This is a genomic window from Kitasatospora sp. NPDC048296 (genome assembly GCF_043201815.1).
Taxonomy (GTDB): Bacteria; Actinomycetota; Actinomycetes; order Streptomycetales; family Streptomycetaceae; genus Kitasatospora.
Genome location: NZ_JBICZB010000120.1, coordinates 1 through 14,319, shown reverse-complemented (window position 1 = coordinate 14,319; position 14,319 = coordinate 1). Strand labels below are relative to the sequence as shown.

Here is a 14,319-nt window from a genome sequence, read left to right as displayed (position 1 = left end):
ATCTTGGCCGACACGGTTCTAGCAGGAGCTCCGTCCCATTTCAGGCGACTTGACGCAACCGCCCAAGGCTCTATCTACACGGCGTTGGGTCTAGTCCGGCTCGCCGCCGTCGAACTCGGCGAGGTGTCCGGCGCCCTCCCGGCGGGCCAGGTCGCGCGAGCGGCGGGCCGCGGAGTACCAGCCGCAGCTGCAGGTCGCGAAGGCGAAGGAACCGCGTTCGCCGATCGCGACACGGTGCTCGGGCATCCGGGTGGTGCCGGGAGGCGCCGGCAGCTCACTGTGCACGTGGTTCACCGTAACGTGCCGGGCAGCCCCCGCGCGACGCGCGGGTTCCGCCGGCCCCCGTAACCCTTCGCTCCTCAACTCGTTTGCCCGGAAAGAGCTCTGCCCACCCGGTGGTGTCCCGGCAGGGCAGTCGGGCCCGAGGGGGTTGTCGCGAGGATGAAGATGACCGACCAGCAGCGAACCGGGCGGCCAGCACGCCGTCCTGCGCCGCACCTGCGCTCGGCGGCCGGAGCCGCCCTGCTCGCCGCCGTCCTGGCGGGGGTCGCCGGGTGCTCGGGCCACTCCGGTGGTGGCTCCTCGGACCAGGGGGCGAGCGTCCCCGACCAGCTGGCCACCGACCCGCTGACGGCGGTGCGCAACGCCGCCGACGTCACCGGCCGCACCGGTTCCGCGCACACCGCCACCGAACTGGTCACCGAGTCCGCGGACAAGAAGGCCTCCTTCAGCGGGAGTGGTGGCTACGACTACGTGAAGCGGATCGGCCGGCTGGAGGTCCAGGTGCCGCCGGGCGCGGCGACCACCGGGAAGATCGTCGAGGTGGTCCTGCCGGGCACCGTCTACCTGCAGAACAGCGGCGCCAAGGTGCCCGCGGGCAAGTGGGTCAAGCTGGACGTGCGCCAGCTGCCGGACGGAAACCTGGTCAGCAGCGGCGCCACCGACCCGGCCTCGGCGGCGGGTGCGCTGCGCGGGGCGCAGAAGGCCGACCTGGTCGGCACCGAGAGCGTCGACGGGGCCTCGCTGCACCACTACCGGGGCACCCTGGACCTGGCGAAGGCGAGCGACGCGACGGGCGGCCGGGGCGGCGACGGCCTGCGGATGGGCGGGCAGACCTTCACCGTCAAGGAGGTTCCGTACGACGCCTGGCTGGACGACCAGGGCCGGCTGCACAAGGTGGTCGAGGTGTTCACCTTCGCCGGGGTGGCCGGCTCGAAGGAGGCCAAGGACCAGGTGAAGGTGACCTCGACGACCTCGCTGTCGGACTTCGGCAAGCCGGTCGAGGCGGCCGAGCCGCCGGCCTCGGACATCTACCAGATGAAGCCCTCGGAGAGCCCCAAGTAGGGCGTGTCCGACACGCCCTGGGTCCCGCCGGGGCAGTGCTCCGGCTGCGGGGCGAGACGGGGCGCCGCCGGAGCGGGTGGCCGTCCGGGGAGCGACGGCCACCCGTTTCGGCGGCGCCGAGATGGCCCGTCCGTGCCATGTGGACGGGCCCCGGAGTGCCTAGGCTGGACGTCGGGTGGCTGCCGCCCGGGCTGGCGAGGCACTGAAGGGGTGGTGCAGGTGGTGTCGTCCACGGGCGGCCGCAGCGGTGGCCACGACGACGCGGCCCTCGACGAGATCGAGCTGGCCGGCGAGCTGATGATCGCCGCGACGGCCAGCAGCGGTGACCGGCTGCCGACCGAGCGGATCGACGAGGTGCTGCTGAACCGGGTGGACCCGGGCCGGCGGGAGAGCGACCAGCGGGAAGGCGACTAGCGGACGGCCCGGAGCCCGGCGGCTCAGCTGCGCAGCAGTCGGCCGATCGCGGCCGAGGCCTCCGCGACCTTGGCGTCCAGCTCGACGCCGCCCTGCTCGGCGGCCGCGGCGACGCAGTGCCGCAGGTGCTCCTCCAGCAGCGAGAGAGCGAAGGACTGCAGGGCCTTGGTACTGGCCGAGACCTGGGTGAGCACGTCGATGCAGTAGACGTCCTCGTCGACCATGCGCTGGAGGCCGCGGATCTGGCCCTCGATCCGGCGCAGCCGCTTGAGGTGGGCGTCCTTCTGCGCGCTGTAGCCGTGCGGGCCGTGATGTCCTGCGGCGGCCGGGGGTACGGCGGGGGTGCCGGCCTGGGGGTCGGTCCTGTGCGCGTGGTCCGGCTCGGTGCGCGCTTGCGTCGTGGTCATCGGCCCGCCTTCGTCTCTGTGCCTGGTGGCTGCGTCGGCCACCAGTGTCCAACACCGGGGCCTTCCATGGTGTTCCGACGGCCCACCCGGCATGTGCCGAAGCGCCTGGTACGGGCCGTCGCGCGGTTCACCCGTCTGAGCGGCGCCCCGGTCCCGCGCGCGCAGGACGGGGGAAATCCGGGCGAGGTTCCGTCAGACTGATGCTCATGTCCGCACGCGGCTGTGCGGTCCGGGTCGGCCGGTGCGGCAGCCGAACGGAAGGGGAGGGTCCGCCTCCCTCCCCGCCACCCCGTTTGCGCGATTGCGCTTGGTTGCACCTAGCATCGTTCAGTCCCTACCCCGCACATCGGAGATTTCCGTGCGTTTTAGCCTGACCCCGAAGGAGACGAGCTTCTACGACATGTTCGCCGCCGCCGCGGAGAACCTGGTCGTCGGCTCGAAGCTCCTGCTGGAACTGCTGGGATCAGACGTGTCGGCCCGCGCGGAGATCGTCGAGCGCATGCGCGCCGCCGAACACGCCGGGGACGACACCACCCATGCCGTGTTCCACCAGCTGAACTCCTCCTTCATCACGCCCTTCGACCGCGAGGACATCTACAGCCTGGCGTCGTCGCTGGACGACATCATGGACTTCATGGAGGAGGCCGTCGACCTGGTCGTCCTCTATGACATCCAGACCCTGCCGAAGGGCATCGAGCAGCAGATCGAGGTGCTGGCCCGGGCCGCCGAGCTGACCGCCGCGGCGATGCCGAACCTGCGCAGCATGTCGAACCTCACCGAGTACTGGATCGAGGTCAACCGACTGGAGAACCAGGCCGACCAGATCCACCGCAAGCTGCTCGCCCACCTGTTCTCCGGCCAGTACGACGCCATCGAGGTGCTCAAGCTCAAGCAGATCGTGGACGTCCTTGAGGAGGCGGCGGACGCGTTCGAGCACGTCGCCAACACGGTGGAGACCATCGCGGTCAAGGAGTCCTGACCCTCGTGGACATGGCAGCACTCATCGCCGTCATCGGTGTTGCGTTCTTCTTCACGTACACCAACGGCTTCCACGACTCGGCCAACGCGATCGCCACGTCGGTCTCCACCCGGGCGCTCACCCCCAGGGCCGCGCTCGCGATGGCCGCGGTGATGAACCTGGCCGGCGCCTTCCTGGGCAGCGGGGTGGCGCACACCGTCTCCCAGGGGATCATCGAGACCCCCACCGGCAACCAGGGGATGGCGATCCTGTTCGCCGCCCTGGTCGGCGCGATCGCCTGGAACCTGACCACCTGGTACTTCGGCCTGCCGTCCTCCTCCTCGCACGCGCTGTTCGGCGGCATGGTGGGCGCGGCGCTGGCCGGCGGGGTCGGCGTGATCTGGAGCGGGGTCCTCGACAAGATCGTCATTCCGATGATCGTCTCGCCGGTGGTCGGCCTGATCGGCGGCTTCCTGGTGATGCTGGCGATCCTGTGGATCTTCCGCCGGGCCAACCCGCACCGCGCCAAGCGCAACTTCCGGGTCGCCCAGACCGCCTCGGCCGCCGCGATGGCGCTGGCGCACGGTCTGCAGGACGCGCAGAAGACCATGGGCATCGTGGTCATGGCGCTCACCATCTCCGGCCACCAGACCACCGGCGACATCCCGGTCTGGGTGAAGATCTCCTGCGCGACCATGCTCTCGCTGGGCACCTACGCGGGCGGCTGGCGGATCATGCGGACCCTCGGCCGCAAGATCATCGAGCTGGACCCGCCGCAGGGCTTCGCGGCCGAGGCCACCTCCTCGGCGATCATGTACATCACGTCGTTCGTCTTCAAGGCGCCGATCTCCACCACCCACGTCATCACCGCGGCGATCATGGGTGCGGGGGCCACCAAGCGGATCCGCGCGGTGCGCTGGGGCGTCGCGAAGAACATCGTGCTCGGCTGGTTCATCACGATGCCGGCGGCCGCCATCGTCGCAGCGCTGATGTACTGGTTCGTGCACCTGTTCTGGGGCTGATCCCCGAACGGCCGCAGGCGAGCCGGCGACCCCCCGCCCCGAGCCGCACCGGGTCCGAGCGCCCCGGAGGCGAGCGGGCGAATCCCCGCCCCGAGCCGAAGGGGCGCGCCGGTGCCGAAAGGGAGAAGCGACAAGCGAGGTACGAGCGCCGGAGCGCCGACCGTCGGCACCGGGTCCGAGCGCCCCGGAGGCGAGCGGGCGAACAACGAGCAGGGCCCGCCCCCACATCTCGGGGGCGGGCCCTTCTTCATGCCCCGCGGCGGCACCGCCATGCAGCACCGCGGGACAGCTGGGATCCGGCTTAGCCGAAGCGGCCGGAGATGTAGTCCTCGGTCGCCTGGACCGACGGGTTGGAGAAGATCCGCTGGGTGTCGTCCAGCTCGATCAGCTTGCCCGGCTGGCCGACGCCCGCCAGGTTGAAGAAGGCGGTGCGGTCGCTGACGCGGGCCGCCTGCTGCATGTTGTGGGTCACGATGACGATGGTGAACTGCGACTTCAGCTCGCCGATCAGGTCCTCGATGGCGAGGGTGGAGATCGGGTCGAGCGCGGAGCAGGGCTCGTCCATCAGCAGGACCTGCGGCTCGACCGCGATCGCGCGGGCGATGCACAGACGCTGCTGCTGACCGCCGGAGAGGCCAGCACCCGGCTTGTTCAGCCGGGTGTGGACCTCCTTCCAGAGGTTGGCGCCCTTCAGCGAGCGCTCCACCACCTCGTCCAGGACGGACTTCTTGCGCACGCCGGCGAGCTTGAGCCCGGCGACCACGTTGTCGTAGATCGACATGGTCGGGAACGGGTTCGGGCGCTGGAAGACCATGCCGACCGAGCGGCGCACGGCGACCGGGTCGACGTTGGCGCCGTAGAGGTTCTCGTCGTCCAGGAGGACCTTGCCCTCGACCCGCGCGCCGGGGATCACCTCGTGCATCCGGTTGAGGGTACGCAGGAAGGTGGACTTGCCGCAGCCGGAGGGGCCGATGAAGGCGGTCACCGAGCGGGGTTCGATGCTCATCGAGATGTCCTCGATGGCCTTGGTGGTGCCGTAGTAGGCCGACAGTCCGCTGACGTCGATGCGCTTGGCCATGATCGTTGCTTCTCTCGTCTGTCTTCGTACGTCAGTGGGTCGGTCAGTGTCCGCCCTTGGGCGAGCGCCAGCGTGCGATGCCCCGGGCGATGAGGTTGAGCCCCATCACGAAGGCGATCAGCACCAGCGCGGCACCCCAGGCACGGGCGTAGCCGTTGTCGTTGTTGACCACCGAGTACTGCTGCCAGATGTACATCGGCAGGGACTGCTGCGGTCCGTCGAACGGGTTGGTGTTGATGGCGTCGGCGCCGAACACCAGCATCATCACCGGAGCGGTCTCACCCGTGATGCGGGCGACCGCGAGCATCACACCGGTGGTGATGCCACCGATCGCGGTGGGGAGGACGATCCGCAGGATGGTCTTCCACTTCGGCACGCCGAGTGCGTACGAGGCCTCGCGCAGCTCGTTCGGGACGAGCTTGAGCATCTCCTCGGTGGACCGGACCACGACCGGGATCATCAGGATCGCCAGCGCGAGGCTGCCCGAGAAGCCGGAGTAGTTGAAGCCCAGCGCGAGGTTCCAGACCGAGAGGACGAACAGACCGGCGACGATGGACGGGATGCCCGTCATGACGTCGACGAAGAAGGTGACGGCCTTGGCGAGCCGGCCGCGGCCGTACTCGACCAGGTAGACGGCGGTCAGTAGACCGAGCGGGGCGGCCAGCGCGGTGGCCAGGCCGACCTGCTCCAGGGTGCCGATCAGCGCGTGGTAGATGCCGCCGCCGGGGCCGGTCTGGATGACGCCCTTCATCGAGTGGCTCAGGAAGTTCCCGTCCACCACGTCGATGCCCTGCTGGACCGTGTAGACGGTCAGCGAGATCAGCGGGACGACGGCCAGGATGAAGGCGACCCAGACCACCGAGGTGGCGAGCCGGTCCTTGGCCTGGCGGCGGCCCTCGACCTGGGCCGAGATCAGGTAGCTGGCCACCGTGAAGAGCAGGGCCGAGATCAGGCCCCACTGCAGGTGGCTCTTCAGCCCACCGACGGCGCCGATCCCGCAGCCGACGGCGATCGAGCCGACGGCGACGGCGGGCGGGGCCCACTTGGGCAGCCGGTTGGCGGTCAGCGTCCGGCTGACCGGCCGGGCGTCCGCGGGCACGGTCGTTGCGGTGGTCATGCGTTGGCCCCCGAGTACTCCTTGCGGCGGGCGATGATCAGTCGCGCGGCGCCGTTCACCAGCAAGGTGATGACGAACAGGACGAGGCCGGAGGCCATCAGCGCGTTGCGGCCGTTGTCGCCCGCCTCGGCGAACTTCAGCGCGATGTTCTGCGCGAAGGTGCCGCCGCCCGCGTCGAGGATGTGCAGCGACAGGACGTTGTTGGCGGAGAGCACCACGGCGACCGCGATGGTCTCACCGAGCGCGCGGCCGAGGCCGAGCATCGAGGCCGAGATGATGCCGGGGCGGCCGAACGGCAGCACCGCGGTGCGGATCATCTCCCAGCGGGTCGCGCCGAGCGCGAGCGCCGCCTCCTCGTGCATCCGCGGCACCTGGCGGAACACCTCGCGGGAGACCGCGGTGATGATCGGCAGGACCATGATCGCCAGCAGGATGCCGACGGTGAACAGGTTGCGCGGGGTGCCGGTCTTGGTCTGGTCGAAGATGTACGTCCAGCCCAGGTACTGGTTCAGCCAGCTGGTCAGACCGTCCATGTGCGGGACCAGGAAGAGCGCGCCCCAGAGGCCGTAGACGATGCTGGGGACGGCGGCGAGCAGGTCGACCAGGTAGGCGAACGGCTGGGCGATCCGCCTCGGCGCGTAGTGCGAGATGAACAGCGCGATCCCGATGGCCACCGGAACGGCGATCAACATCGCGATGAGGGCGCTGACGATGGTGCCGAGGGCCAGGACGGCGATGCCGAAGACCGGCTTCGGGGCGTCCGGCGTCCACTCGAAGGTGGTGAAGAAGTTGCCGTCGTTCTTGCTGAGGGCCAGGCCCGAGCGCCAGGCCAGGAAGCCGGCGATCGCGGCCATGATGACCAGCAGCAGGATGCCCGCGCCGCGGGCGAGGTTCATGAAGATCTTGTCGCCGACGCGGCTGTCACGCGGTCGGCGTTCCCTGCCTCGCGGGGCGGCAGGGGAGGATGAAGTCATTGGTCTACTCCGGTCTGGTGGTGCCGCCCCGGAAGGGGGCCGGCACCATGGCGGCGGTGCCCCGGACGTTGGTGCTGAGTCGTTGGTGCGTTCCGGTGGGACGGCCCCGGCCCCCCTCGCTCACGGGGCCGTCCCACCGGTGGTCCTGTCGGGTCAGGCCAGGGCGGCGACGGCGGTCTTGACCTTGTCGCCGATGGCGGCCGGCATCGGGACGTAGCCCTTGTCGCCTATGGCCTTCTGGGCGCCGTCGCTGATCGTGTAGGTCAGGAACGACTTGAGGGTGTCGAGGGTCTCGGCCTTGTTGCCCTTGTCGCAGGCGATCTCGTAGGTCACCAGGACGATCGGGTAGGCGTTGTCGGCCTTGGTGCCGTAGTCCAGGGAGAGGGCGAGGTCGCCGTCGGTGCCCGTGACGGTGGAGGTCGAGAGGGTGAGCGCGGCGTTGGCGGCGGTCGCCTCGACGGGCTGAGCGGCGCCGGTGGAGATCTTGGCGCTCTTCAGGTTGTTGATCTGGGCGAAGGACAGCTCGGCGTAGCCGATCGAGTTCTTGACCTGCTTGATCTGGGCGGAGACACCGGCGCTGCCGTTGGCGGACTGGCCGCCCTTGCCCTTCCACGCCTTGTTCGGCTCCGCGCTCCAGGCGCCGCCGGAGGTCTTGGCGAAGTAGGAGGTCAGGTTGTAGGTGGTGCCGGAGTCGTCCGAGCGGTGGAACGACTGGATGTCGGCGTCCGGCAGCTTGGCGCCCGGGTTCAGGGCGGCGATCGCCGGGTCGTTCCACTTGGTGATCTGCGAGTCGAAGATCTTGGCGGCGGTCGGACCGTCCAGGACCAGGTTGTCGACACCGTCGACGTTGTAGACCAGGGAGACCAGGCCGGCGACCATCGGCAGGTCGACGGCCTTGCCGCCGGTGCAGACCGCCTTGGAGGCGTCGACGTCGGCGGGCTTCAGCGCGAAGTCGGAGCCCGCGAAGGCGACCTTGCCCTGGTTGAACTGCTGGACACCGGCGCCGGAGCCGCCACCGCCGTAGTTGACGGTGATGCCGGAGCAGGCGGCGCCGAAGTTGGCCTTCCACACGTCGATCGCGTTGCCCTGCGCGGTCGAACCGGCGCCGAGCAGCGTGCCGGCCTTGCCACAGTTGATCGCGGCGGCCGACGCGGAACCGCCGCTGGAGCCACCGGACGCCTTGGTGGTGCTGTTGTCGTCCGAACCGCAGGCGGCGAGCGACAGCGAGCTGACGAGCGCCATGGCACCGATGGCGAGGGCCTTGGAGCGGCCGTTCCGCTGGAGCTTCACAGGGGTGTCCCTTTCTGTGGCATTGCCCGACGCGCAGACCGTGCGGACACGGCCGAGGGCGGGTTTTGCTGTGGTCCGGGGCCCGTGCGGCCCTCCGGTAGACCCGAAGTTAGGCCGGGTAGGTGACACGACAGCCGGTCGCAAGTGAACGGGGAGTGAACCTCGAACGGATGGCAGGAAACTATGTCACGTAGTAACGGTTGCGTCACGGCAAGGACGCGGGTAGATCACTTCCACCGTTCCTTCACCGCCGGCTCCCCGCTCATCCGTACAGGCCTCGCGCCCAGGATCTCCAGGAGGGCGTCGATCAGCAACCGGTCGCGGTCGTGGGTCAGCCGGACGCGGGCCTTCCCGGCCGGCAGCCATTCCAGCCGGTCCACCTCCCGGTTCGGGCGGAACGACCCGCTGGTCGGCACCGCCGCCCAGTACCGGACCTCTTTCGGACGGCCCTGCGCCAGGTAGTGCTGGGTGGGCAGCTCAGGACCGAGCAGGCAGCGGAAGCCGGTCTCCTCCCACACCTCGCGCAGCGCCGCCCCGACCACCCCCTCGCCCGGGTCGAGCTTGCCCTTCGGCAGACTCCAGTCGTCGTACTTCGGACGGTGGATCACCGCGATCCGCGGCCGCCCCAGCCTGCCGCTCGGCTTCGGCCGGCCCGGCAGCCAGAGCACCGCGCCCGCCGCCAGGACCACCGGGGCACGGCCCGCCCCGGTCGCGCGGGTGTCCGCTGCCCGCCCGGTGCTCGGGCTCGGCACGGGGCTCGGAGTCGGCGCGGGGGTCAGGCGATCGTGCAATTCAGGCCGTCCGTGGTGCGGGGGAATGCCCCCAGCCCTCGGCAGGGGGGATCTCCAGCCAGCCGTCCAGGCCGGGCGGGAGGTCGGGCCACCGGCGGCCGACGGCGTACCGCGCCGCCTCCACCTCCAGCCGCTGATCAGCATGCACCACGCCCAGCACGTACGCGGTCGCGGGGGTGATCCGCGGGGTGCGCGCCGCGGTGGCGGCGGTCACCGCGGCGTCCGCCGCCTCCTGGTGCCGGCCCAGCACCACGTCCAGCTCGTCCAGCTCGGAGGACGGACGGCCGCACACCTCCAGCGCGTACCGGGCCCGCTTCACCAGGATCCGCAACCGGGACCAGGGCGCGTCGTCGGCCGCCAGGGCCGCGTCCGCGTCGGCCGCGCCGCGCACCGACGGCGCCGCGCCCAGCCGGCGCAGCCCGTCCCCGCCGTACGGCGTCGCGGCCCGCTGCAACGGCAGCTGCTGGGCGCACGCGGACAGCGCGGTGAACGCGGCGGCCGCCTGCGGCAGCAGCACCGCAGACGCCCGGCCACCGGCCGTCTCCAGCAGCGGCGCCTCACCGACCAGCAGGGTCATCCGGTCCGCCAGCGCGTGCAGCCGGGCCGAGCGGAGCTCCTGCAGCACCGTGGAGTGCGCCCTGGTCCGGGCCAGGGTCAGCTGCCGGTCCAGCAGCGCCCGCGCCTTGGGCGCGCCCGCGTGCCCGGCCAGCATGCCGGTGCCCTCCGGGTCACTGCCGCTCAGCGAGTCCACCGCGCCCAGCAGCCGGGCCGAGCGGCGGACGTAGCCGGGCTCCAGCGCCAGCAGGTTGAGCAGCCAGCGCAGCTCGGTGCGCGACTCCTGCGCCCAGGTCTGCTCGAAGACGGCGCCGAAGGTGTGCAGCAGCCCGCCGATCCGCCGGACGGCCCGCAGCAGGTCGGCGGTACCGGCCGCCGGGACGACCGCCGCCGAACCCGGTCTGGCGCCGACCTCGCCCACCGCGAGCGGCAGGGCGCGCAGGAACGCTCCGGCCTGGGCGGTGAGCTGGCGGGAAAGGATGTCCCCGGCGGTCGCGGTGGAGGCCGCCTGGGCCGTCATCGGCGCATCGGTCATGGCGTGGTGAATCCCCGTTCCCCCGGGGCCGTCCCCCGGGGCTGGTGGCCGACCGCCGGAGCAGGTCCCCTCGGGGCCCGGAAGGCCCGAACTGCTCCGGCGGCTCGCATCAGTGGACGCGTCAGCGCGAGGTGGCGGCCCGGCGGCGTTGACGCGAGTCGATGAGCAGGTCCTGGACGTGCCTCAGCGGCCGGCCCTCGGCGTCCTGCGAGTGACGGGTCCAGACGCCGTCCGGTCCCAGGTGCCAGGACTCGGTCTCGTCCGACACCCCGAGATCGATCAGCCCGGACAGCTCGGCGCGGTGCGCCGGGTCGGTGATCCGCATGAGCGCCTCGATCCGGCGGTCCAGGTTGCGGTGCATCATGTCGGCACTGCCGATCCAGACCTCCGGATCGCCGTTGTTGCCGAACACGAAGACCCTGGAGTGCTCCAGGAAGCGGCCCAGGATGCTGCGGACCCGGATGTTCTCGCTCAGCCCCGGCACGCCGGGGCGGATCGCGCAGATGCCGCGCACCCAGACGTCCACCGGCACCCCGGCCTGCGAGGCCCGGTACAGGGCGTCGATCACGGCCTCGTCGACGATCGAGTTGACCTTGATCTTCACGTACGCGGGCCGGCCCGCCCGGTGGTGGGCCATCTCGTTGTTGATCCGCGAGACCAGCCCGTCCCGCAGGCCGCGCGGGGCGGTCAGCAGGCGGCGGTAGGACTCGCGGCGCGAGTAGCCGGACAGCCGGTTGAACAGGTCCGAGAGGTCAGCGCCGACCTGCGGGTCGGAGGTGAGCAGGCCGAGGTCCTCGTACAGCCGGGCCGTCTTCGGGTGGTAGTTGCCGGTACCGACGTGCGAGTAGCGGCGCAGGGTGTCGCCCTCCTGGCGGACCACCAGCGACAGCTTGCAGTGCGTCTTCAGCCCGACCAGGCCGTAGACCACGTGGCAGCCGGCCTCCTCCAGCTTGCGGGCCCACTTGATGTTGGCCTGCTCGTCGAAGCGCGCCTTGATCTCGACCAGGACCAGCACCTGCTTGCCGGACTCGGCCGCGTCGATCAGCGCGTCCACGATCGGCGAGTCACCCGAGGTGCGGTACAGGGTCTGCTTGATCGCCAGCACGTCCGGGTCGCCGGCCGCCTGCTCCAGGAAGGCCTGCACCGAGGTGGAGAAACTGTCGTACGGGTGGTGCAGCAGGACGTCGCGCTCGCGCATCGCGGCGAAGATGTCCGGCTGCGAGGCCGACTCGACGTCGGTCAGCCCGCGGGCCGTACCGGCCACGAACTTCGGGTACTTGAGCTCCGGGCGGTCCAGCTCGGCGATCCCGAACAGCCCGGTCAGGTCCAGCGGCCCGGGCAGCGGGAAGACCTCCGCCTCGGTGATGTTCAGCTCCCGCACCAGCAGGTCCAGGATGTAGGGGTCGATCGACTCCTCGACCTCCAGCCGGACCGGCGGGCCGAAGCGCCGCCGCATCAGCTCCTTCTCCAGGGCCTTCAGGATGTTCTCGGTGTCGTCTTCCTCCACCTCCAGGTCCTCGTTGCGGGTGACGCGGAAGGCGTGGTGGGCCAGCACCTCCATCCCCGGGAAGAGTTCCTCCAGGTGCGCGCCCATGACGTCCTCCAGCGGGACGTACCGCTGGGGCGAGGCCTCCAGGAAACGGGCCAGCGACTGCGGCACCTTGACGCGCGCGAAGTGCTTGTGCCCGGACACCGGGTTGCGGACGACCACGGCCAGGTTGAGCGAGAGCCCCGATATGTACGGGAAGGGGTGCGCCGGGTCGACGGCCAGCGGGGTCAGGACCGGGAAGATCTTCTGCCGGAACAGGGTGTGCAGCCGGGCCTGCTCCTTCTCGGCCAGCTCCGGCCAACGGACCACCTCGATGCCCTCGGCGGCCAGGTCCGGCAGCACCTCCTGCTGGAAGGCGGCGGCGTGCCGGGCCATCAGCTCGCGCGAGCGGGTCCAGATCAGGTCCAGCACCTCGCGCGGCTGGAGGCCGGAGGCGCTGCGCTGGGCGACGCCGGTGGCGATCCGGCGCTTCAGCCCGGCCACCCGGACCATGAAGAACTCGTCCAGGTTGCTCGCGAAGATCGCCAGGAACTTCGCCCGTTCGAGGAGCGGGATCCCCGGGTCCTCGGCGAGCTCCAGGACGCGCTCGTTGAACGCGAGCCAGCTGCGCTCGCGGTCCAGGAAGCGGCCCTGCGGCAAGGCTTCCAACTCCTGTTCGTCCGTGGTCGACAGCTCCGGCGGAACCCCCAGCGCACCGGACATCCGGGCCGTCGGCGACAGCGGGGCAGAGACGGGGCGGGGGATGCTCATGGGCTCCAGCTCCTCCAGCAGCAGGACGGCGTCCGGATGCGAATGGCTCTGCGGGCCGTCGTTCTCGCCCCGGGCGGCGGCGGCCCCCAGGGACAGCGCCCAGCCACCGGGCGCGGTCCGTACAGGACCGGCCGGCGAATGGCGGTCGACTCTGCACGAGCGAGACACTACGGACTTCATCCTGTGATCTTCGCGGCAGCAATTGAATCCACGGTAAACACCGCATGGCCAGGAGGAAAGCTGAGTCGGTCGGGGCAAGGGGGCGGTGCCGTTTTCCACCCGTCGCCCGTGACCACTCGGTACGGCCCGGCCGTCCGGTCGGTGCGGCCGGGTCGTCCGGGTCGTCCGGGTCGTCCGGTGGGACGATCCGGCCGCACCGGGCGGCTAGGCCGACCGGTTCGCCTGGTACTGGGCTCGGTACATGAGGTCCACCTCGTGAACGGTGAATCCCAGTCGTTCATATACCCGCACGGCGGCCGGATTGTCGGCGTCGACGTAGAGAAGGACGGTTTCCAGTCCACGCTCGCCGGCTCCGGAGCCGGTCAGGTGACGCAGGCCCGCCGCGGTCAGTGCCCGGCCGAGTCCACTGCCCTGCTCGGCCGGGTCCACCCCGACCACGTACACCTCGCCGAGCTCCGGCTCGGTGGCGGTGGCCGGGTGCACCTTGGTCCAGTGGAAGCCGACCGCCTTGCCGTCGCGGGTGGCCAGGAAGAAACCGGCCGGGTCGAACCAGGGCTCGGCGAGGCGCTCGGCGAGGTCCTGCTCGGTCCAGGAACCCTGCTCCGGGTGGTGGGCGAAGGCCAGGGCGTTCAGCCGCAGCCACTCGGCGTCGTCCTCGCCCGGGCGGAAGGTGCGGAGCTCGATGCCCTCGGGGACGGGCACGGCCTCGGTCTGCGCGCCGGTGCGGCGCATCTGCCGCAGCTCACGGACCAGCTCGGCACCGTACGCGCCGGCCAGGAGCCGGGCTGCCGGGTGGCCGCCGTGCACCCAGAAGTCCACCGCGTCGCGGCCCTCCCGGTGGGCCTCCGCAAGGACGGCGTCCAGCAGCGGACGAGCCAGACCGCGGCCTCGGGCCGCCGGGGCGACCACCAGCTCGGCGGCGGGGTTGGCGGTCGGGCTCTCCGGGACTTCGAGCTGGCCGTAGGCGAGGACGGCTGCGTTCTCGGACGCGGCCTGAGAGGAGACCTCGGATTCGCTCTCGGACTCGATGAAGTGGGTGACGCCCGGGCGGGGCGTCTCGGCGTTCCGCAGCCGGAGCCGGCCCTGCTCGGACACGGCGGCCCGGCCGTCCACCGCCTGGGCCTCCGCCAGAACACGCAGGGCGCCGTCGCGCTGACCGGGGCGGAGCACCTTGTTCGCAATGACCGCTGTCTGATCGTCCATGCACTGACAATACGTCAACGGAAATGCGAAAAGCCCCTGATCCGAATGGATCAGGGGCTTTTCTGAATGATTGTTCGGCGGCGTCCTACTCTCCCACAGGGTCCCCCCTGCAGTACCATCGGCGCTGTGAGGCTTAGCTTCCGGGTTCGGAA

At 70.9% G+C, this 14,319-nt stretch carries 14 protein-coding genes and 1 rRNA gene; 4 read left to right on the top strand and 11 right to left on the bottom strand.

Annotation, left to right across the window (positions count from 1 at the left end; all coding sequences use genetic code 11):
* Positions 1 to 90: 90 nt before the first annotated feature.
* The gene (locus ACGF12_RS36705; RefSeq protein WP_393040378.1) at positions 91 to 285 is read right to left on the bottom strand and encodes a hypothetical protein; all 195 of its coding nucleotides are present in this window, start codon (positions 283 to 285) and stop codon (positions 91 to 93) included.
* A gap of 162 nt (positions 286 to 447) precedes the next feature.
* Here ACGF12_RS36705 and ACGF12_RS36700 point away from each other — a divergent pair, with 162 nt between their 5' ends.
* Both ACGF12_RS36700 and ACGF12_RS36695 read left to right on the top strand, forming a co-directional pair.
* Positions 448 to 1,344 (top strand): hypothetical protein, encoded by an 897-nt coding sequence (locus ACGF12_RS36700; protein ID WP_393040376.1) that lies wholly within the window; start codon positions 448 to 450, stop codon positions 1,342 to 1,344.
* Positions 1,345 to 1,563: 219 nt separating this feature from the next.
* Positions 1,564 to 1,758, top strand: a complete 195-nt coding sequence (locus tag ACGF12_RS36695) for a hypothetical protein (protein WP_393040373.1) — start codon at positions 1,564 to 1,566, stop codon at positions 1,756 to 1,758.
* Between the two features lie 23 nt (positions 1,759 to 1,781).
* On the opposite strand, the gene ACGF12_RS36690 is transcribed toward ACGF12_RS36695, so the two are convergent.
* A complete protein-coding gene (locus ACGF12_RS36690) occupies positions 1,782 to 2,165 on the bottom strand; it encodes a metal-sensitive transcriptional regulator (protein ID WP_393040370.1) in 384 nt (127 codons plus the stop codon).
* A gap of 358 nt (positions 2,166 to 2,523) precedes the next feature.
* Here ACGF12_RS36690 and ACGF12_RS36685 point away from each other — a divergent pair, with 358 nt between their 5' ends.
* Positions 2,524 to 3,144, top strand: coding sequence for a DUF47 domain-containing protein (locus ACGF12_RS36685; protein ID WP_218204541.1), 621 nt, complete (start codon positions 2,524 to 2,526; stop codon positions 3,142 to 3,144).
* 5 nt (positions 3,145 to 3,149) lie between these two features.
* Entirely contained in the window at positions 3,150 to 4,145 is a 996-nt protein-coding gene (locus tag ACGF12_RS36680) for an anion permease (protein WP_393040367.1), read from the top strand.
* Between the two features lie 301 nt (positions 4,146 to 4,446).
* Here ACGF12_RS36680 and pstB read toward each other — a convergent pair whose 3' ends face one another.
* From pstB to rrf, 9 genes are all read right to left on the bottom strand, one after another.
* Complete coding sequence (gene pstB, locus ACGF12_RS36675; RefSeq protein WP_393040364.1) at positions 4,447 to 5,223, bottom strand: phosphate ABC transporter ATP-binding protein PstB; 777 nt, start codon at positions 5,221 to 5,223, stop codon at positions 4,447 to 4,449.
* Positions 5,224 to 5,266: 43 nt separating this feature from the next.
* Positions 5,267 to 6,340, bottom strand: coding sequence for a phosphate ABC transporter permease PstA (pstA, locus tag ACGF12_RS36670; protein ID WP_393040361.1), 1,074 nt, complete (start codon positions 6,338 to 6,340; stop codon positions 5,267 to 5,269).
* The gene (gene pstC / locus ACGF12_RS36665) at positions 6,337 to 7,314 is read right to left on the bottom strand and encodes a phosphate ABC transporter permease subunit PstC (RefSeq protein ID WP_393040357.1); all 978 of its coding nucleotides are present in this window, start codon (positions 7,312 to 7,314) and stop codon (positions 6,337 to 6,339) included. Before pstC ends, pstA begins: the two co-directional genes overlap by 4 nt.
* A 153-nt stretch (positions 7,315 to 7,467) precedes the next feature.
* Positions 7,468 to 8,604, bottom strand: a complete 1,137-nt coding sequence (gene pstS / locus ACGF12_RS36660) for a phosphate ABC transporter substrate-binding protein PstS (RefSeq protein WP_393040354.1) — start codon at positions 8,602 to 8,604, stop codon at positions 7,468 to 7,470.
* Positions 8,605 to 8,831: 227 nt separating this feature from the next.
* Positions 8,832 to 9,356: an NUDIX hydrolase gene (locus ACGF12_RS36655; protein ID WP_393040351.1), complete on the bottom strand. Its 525-nt coding sequence runs from the start codon at positions 9,354 to 9,356 to the stop codon at positions 8,832 to 8,834.
* Positions 9,357 to 9,396: 40 nt separating this feature from the next.
* Complete coding sequence (locus ACGF12_RS36650; protein WP_393040348.1) at positions 9,397 to 10,485, bottom strand: CHAD domain-containing protein; 1,089 nt, start codon at positions 10,483 to 10,485, stop codon at positions 9,397 to 9,399.
* A 121-nt stretch (positions 10,486 to 10,606) separates the two neighbouring features.
* Complete coding sequence (locus ACGF12_RS36645) at positions 10,607 to 12,964, bottom strand: RNA degradosome polyphosphate kinase (protein ID WP_393040345.1); 2,358 nt, start codon at positions 12,962 to 12,964, stop codon at positions 10,607 to 10,609.
* Between the two features lie 204 nt (positions 12,965 to 13,168).
* On the bottom strand, positions 13,169 to 14,167 hold the full coding sequence (gene mshD / locus ACGF12_RS36640) for a mycothiol synthase (protein WP_393040342.1): 999 nt from the start codon (positions 14,165 to 14,167) through the stop codon (positions 13,169 to 13,171).
* A gap of 72 nt (positions 14,168 to 14,239) precedes the next feature.
* Positions 14,240 to 14,319 (bottom strand): 5S ribosomal RNA (gene rrf / locus ACGF12_RS36635); the annotation flags it as partial.

Bases quoted from the DNA above. Each gene is read 5' to 3' on its own strand.
- ACGF12_RS36700 (WP_393040376.1), top strand. From the start codon at position 448: ATGACCGACCAGCAGCGAACCGGGCGGCCAGCACGCCGTCCTGCGCCG.
- ACGF12_RS36690 (WP_393040370.1), bottom strand. From the start codon at position 2,165: ATGACCACGACGCAAGCGCGCACCGAGCCGGACCACGCGCACAGGACC.
- pstB (WP_393040364.1), bottom strand. From the start codon at position 5,223: ATGGCCAAGCGCATCGACGTCAGCGGACTGTCGGCCTACTACGGCACC.
- pstA (WP_393040361.1), bottom strand. From the start codon at position 6,340: ATGACCACCGCAACGACCGTGCCCGCGGACGCCCGGCCGGTCAGCCGG.
- pstC (WP_393040357.1), bottom strand. From the start codon at position 7,314: ATGACTTCATCCTCCCCTGCCGCCCCGCGAGGCAGGGAACGCCGACCG.
- ACGF12_RS36650 (WP_393040348.1), bottom strand. From the start codon at position 10,485: ATGACCGATGCGCCGATGACGGCCCAGGCGGCCTCCACCGCGACCGCC.
- ACGF12_RS36645 (WP_393040345.1), bottom strand. From the start codon at position 12,964: ATGAAGTCCGTAGTGTCTCGCTCGTGCAGAGTCGACCGCCATTCGCCG.
- mshD (WP_393040342.1), bottom strand. From the start codon at position 14,167: ATGGACGATCAGACAGCGGTCATTGCGAACAAGGTGCTCCGCCCCGGT.